At 66.8% G+C, this 3,574-nt stretch carries 4 protein-coding genes; 2 read left to right on the top strand and 2 right to left on the bottom strand.

The features are described 5' to 3' along the window. Together HUU95_RS11080 and HUU95_RS11075 are read right to left on the bottom strand one after the other, a co-directional pair. Positions 1–387, bottom strand: a 387-nt coding sequence (locus HUU95_RS11080; protein WP_254602752.1) for an MFS transporter, incomplete at its 3' end; no start/stop codon positions are given. A gap of 24 nt (positions 388–411) precedes the next feature. Further along, complete coding sequence (locus HUU95_RS11075; protein ID WP_174280170.1) at positions 412–1,257, bottom strand: SDR family oxidoreductase; 846 nt, start codon at positions 1,255–1,257, stop codon at positions 412–414. 74 nt (positions 1,258–1,331) lie between these two features. Between HUU95_RS11075 and HUU95_RS11070 the strand changes: the two genes are divergently transcribed. Both HUU95_RS11070 and HUU95_RS11065 read left to right on the top strand, forming a co-directional pair. Then, positions 1,332–1,742 carry a winged helix-turn-helix transcriptional regulator gene (locus tag HUU95_RS11070; RefSeq protein ID WP_174280169.1) on the top strand — a complete coding sequence of 137 codons (411 nt, stop codon included), beginning with the start codon at positions 1,332–1,334 and terminating at the stop codon, positions 1,740–1,742. Positions 1,743–1,960: 218 nt separating this feature from the next. Next, a complete protein-coding gene (locus tag HUU95_RS11065; protein WP_174280168.1) occupies positions 1,961–3,139 on the top strand; it encodes a PEP-CTERM sorting domain-containing protein in 1,179 nt (392 codons plus the stop codon). Positions 3,140–3,574 lie beyond the last annotated feature (435 nt).

Raw genomic sequence — 3,574 nt, 5'->3', positions numbered from 1 at the left:
GGCGGCGACCAGCGCGGCGATGCCGAAATAGGCGCCGTGCGGCACGCCCGACAGGAAGCGCAGCACGAGCAGCGCGCCGAAGCTGGGCGCGAGCGCGCTGAGCCCGTTCGCCAGCGCGAACCACGCCATCAGCACGACGAGCAGCGTGCGCCGGCTCATCCGCGCGGCGACGACGGCGAGCACGGGCGCGCCGACGACCACGCCCAGCGCATAGGCGCTGATGACATGGCCGCCGGTGGGCGCGTCGACACCCAGCCCCCGGCTGAAGGCGGGAAGCAGGCTCATCGTCGCGAACTCGGTGGTGCCGATCGCGAACCCGCCGAGCGCGAGCGCGGCGTGGACGATGTTGGCGGAAAAGCGCCGCGCGGCGGGGTCTGGGGTCTGCACGGTGTTGGAGTCCTTCGTCCGCGCCTATGCCGCTTCGGCTGCGATCGTCGCGGCCATCGGCGTGGTCGGGCGGCCGATCAAGCCGGAAAGCTGGCGCCCGTCGTCGAACAGCGCGCCCCCGGCGATGCCGCCTTCCCAGCTCGCGATCATCCGCGCGAAGCCCTCTGGCAGGCCGTTGGCGGCGAGCGCGGCGGCATAATCGGGCTCCGGCAGGTTCCGATAGGGGATGTCGCGGCCGGTCGCGCGGGACAGCTCGGCGGCGAGCTCGGTGAGGGTGAAGGCGTCGTCGCCCGCCAGCTCATAGGTGCGGCCGTCATGGCCATCGCCCGTCGCCACGGCGGCGATCGCCTCGGCATAGTCGGCGCGCGCGGCGGCCGAGATGCGGCCGTCGCCCGAGCCGCCGACGAACGCGCCCCGATCGAGCGCGGCCGGGATCGAGGGCAAGTAATTCTCGTTGTACCAGCCGTTGCGCAGCACGGTGAAGCCCAGGCCCGAGGCGCGCAGATCGGCCTCGGCGGCCAAGTGCGATTCCGCCAGCGACAGCGGCGACGTGTCGGCGTGGAGCAGGCTGGTGTAGAGGATGCGGGACACGTCGGCATCCCGGGCGGCGGCGATCACCGCGCGATGCTGCGCGATGCGCCGGTCGACCTCCGTCGAGGAGATCAGCACCAGCGTCTCCACCCCGGCCAGCGCGGGCGCGAGCGCTTCGGGCCGGTCATAGTCGAACGCGCGGGCCGCCACGCCGGCGTCGGCGAGCTTGGCGGGATCGCGGGCCAGCGCCACGATCCGGTCGGCCGGAATGCGCGACTGGAGCGCGGCGAGGGCGAGGCGGCCGAGCTGTCCGCTCGCGCCGGTGACTGCAATGGTCATGGTCGGTCTCCTGTGGTGATGGCGGGCAGATAGTCGCTTGCTTACCGTTCGTAAGTACCCACATCGGCGTAAGGATGAAGAATAACCGGCCCGCCCCCGCCTCGCTGTCGGACAAGCTGCTGCGCGGCGACCTGATGGCGGCGGACTGCCCGTCGCGCGAGGTGTTGCGGCACGTTACCAGCCGCTGGGGCGTGCTGGTGCTGATCGCGCTGGGGCAGGGCACGCGCCGGTTCGGCGAGCTGCGCCGCGCGGTGGGGGGCGTCAGCGAGCGGATGCTGGCGCAGACGCTGCACTGGCTGGAGGGCGACGGCCTGGTCGACCGCGTCGCCCGCGCGGCCGTCCCGCCGCATGTGGACTACAGCCTGACGCCGCTCGGGCGCGAGGCGGAGGCGCGGGTGCGCGCGCTGGCGGACTGGATCGAGGTCAGCATGCCGCTGATCGCCGCGCGGGGCGAGGGGGCGGCGGGTTCGGGGGATGGTGGCTAGGTGTTGGGGAGCCAAGCCAAGCTGAAGCAATGTGCTTCCCGGCGAAGACGATCATGTGTGAACAAGCAGGACCTGATCGCGCCGGTGACTACGTCCGCCTGCGGAAAGCGCTGGCGAAGAATTTTGGCGCTTCCTATGGTCGCAGCGTAAACGTATCCGACGCAGGGCGGCACGGGGGAAATATGGTACGGTTCTGGCGGTTGCGGCTTGCTACCAGAATGGGATTTTTCGCGGGTGGCGCGCTTGCCACGCTCGGCGGAGCGGCGGCTTCGGCGCAGAGCTACACGTACAATTATTTGGGCACGGCGGTTGGCACCGCCGGATCGTTCACCGTCACCAACACCGGCGGGACGTACAATCTTTCGCAGTTCGCCGGCACGGTGAACGGCGTCTCATACACGACCGCCACCGTCGGTCTCGCCACCGGCAGCAACGGTTACTATTATCTGGGCGCGCTGGCGAACGGCATCGACTATTTTAGAGGCGCCAACGACTTCACCGAGTCCGGTGCCTTCCTGCCGGGCAATGGTCCCTTCAGTGATACGTTTCAGTATTATAATAAGTCAGGTGAAGCGAGTGGAACCAGCGTCAACTTCACGGTGCCGAACCAGAGTTATGCCTATACCTACACCAGTGATGATCCGAAACGAACGTCTGGCGCCTTTACGGTCAAGGAAGATAATGGCTCATACACTCTTTCGTCTTTCATAGGCGAGGTCAACGGCGTATCTTATGATACATCGACCGTCGGCTTGGCGCCCGGCGGCAATGGCTCTTATTATTTGGGGGCGCTGGCGAACGGCATCGACTATTTCACGGGTTCGAACGACTTCAGCGAGTCAGGAGCGTTCATGCCGGGAACGGGACCGTTCAACGACTCCTTCGAATATTATCTCAGCCCAGGCCTCGCGGGAGGGATCAGCATCAACGCCGTTCAGCCGGGCGAGAGTTACAGCTACAGATTCTCGGGCGGCAGCCGGACATCGGGCACCTTCACCGTCACCGAAGCGAATGGCATGTTCAAGCTGTCCGCCTTCGACGGCACGGTGAACGGCGTTGCGTACACGCTCGCGACGGTGGGCCTCGCCCCGGGCAGTAACGGGACCTACTATCTGGGCGCGCTTGCCAACGGCATCGATTATTTCTCCGGCATGAGCGATTTCACCGAGTCTGGGACGTTCCTGCCAGGCACGCAGTTCGTGTCCGATAGCTTCCAATTCTATGTTAGCCCTGGGCAAGCTGGCGGCACCGAAGTAACCTTCACCCCGCTCCTGCGCACGACCAACACCGCAAGTGTGCCCGAGCCAGCGAGTTGGGCGGTGATGCTGACGGGCTTATTCATGATCGGTGGCTGGCTTCGGCGCCGCCCGGCGCAGACGGCGCTGCAGCTAATCTGATCATTGGGCTCGCATTTGCTAGCAGCATTCTCATAAGCAATTCTGCTAGTTTCGCACGCGGTAGAATGAGAACGTAGCGGTGAAGTACACCGATGAGTGAACGTCTGATTTGAGAGCGACTAAGCCGCTGCTGTTGCTGGGCAGATGCGAACATCGGACCAGCCGTGTTTGCACACTATACGATCGACTCGGCGAAGGCGGGGGTCCAGCCGGATCGGCAGAACGTCGCGGTGCCGCCGGTCGGCGGCTTGCGCCGACACTGGGCTCCGGCGTTCGCCGGGGAGGCGCTTGGTGGGCTGGTTCACCCCTCCAGTAGAGCTACGCTCGCCTGCGGCTCAGGGGACGGGCCGGGGTGGGCCGTCTCGATCGGGAGGAGGCGCCCGGACACACGCCCCACCCCAACCCCTCCCCTGAAGGGGAGGGGCTAGCCGAGCC

It is taken from the genome of Sphingomonas bacterium (assembly GCF_903643065.1).
Lineage (GTDB): Bacteria > Pseudomonadota > Alphaproteobacteria > Sphingomonadales > Sphingomonadaceae > Sphingomonas.
This window is presented reverse-complemented; position numbering and strand designations above follow the sequence as displayed.

Coding starts and splice junctions, on each gene's coding strand:
- HUU95_RS11075 (WP_174280170.1), bottom strand. CDS start 1,257: ATGACCATTGCAGTCACCGGCGCGAGCGGACAGCTCGGCCGCCTCGCC.
- HUU95_RS11065 (WP_174280168.1), top strand. CDS start 1,961: ATGGGATTTTTCGCGGGTGGCGCGCTTGCCACGCTCGGCGGAGCGGCG.
- HUU95_RS11070 (WP_174280169.1), top strand. CDS start 1,332: ATGAAGAATAACCGGCCCGCCCCCGCCTCGCTGTCGGACAAGCTGCTG.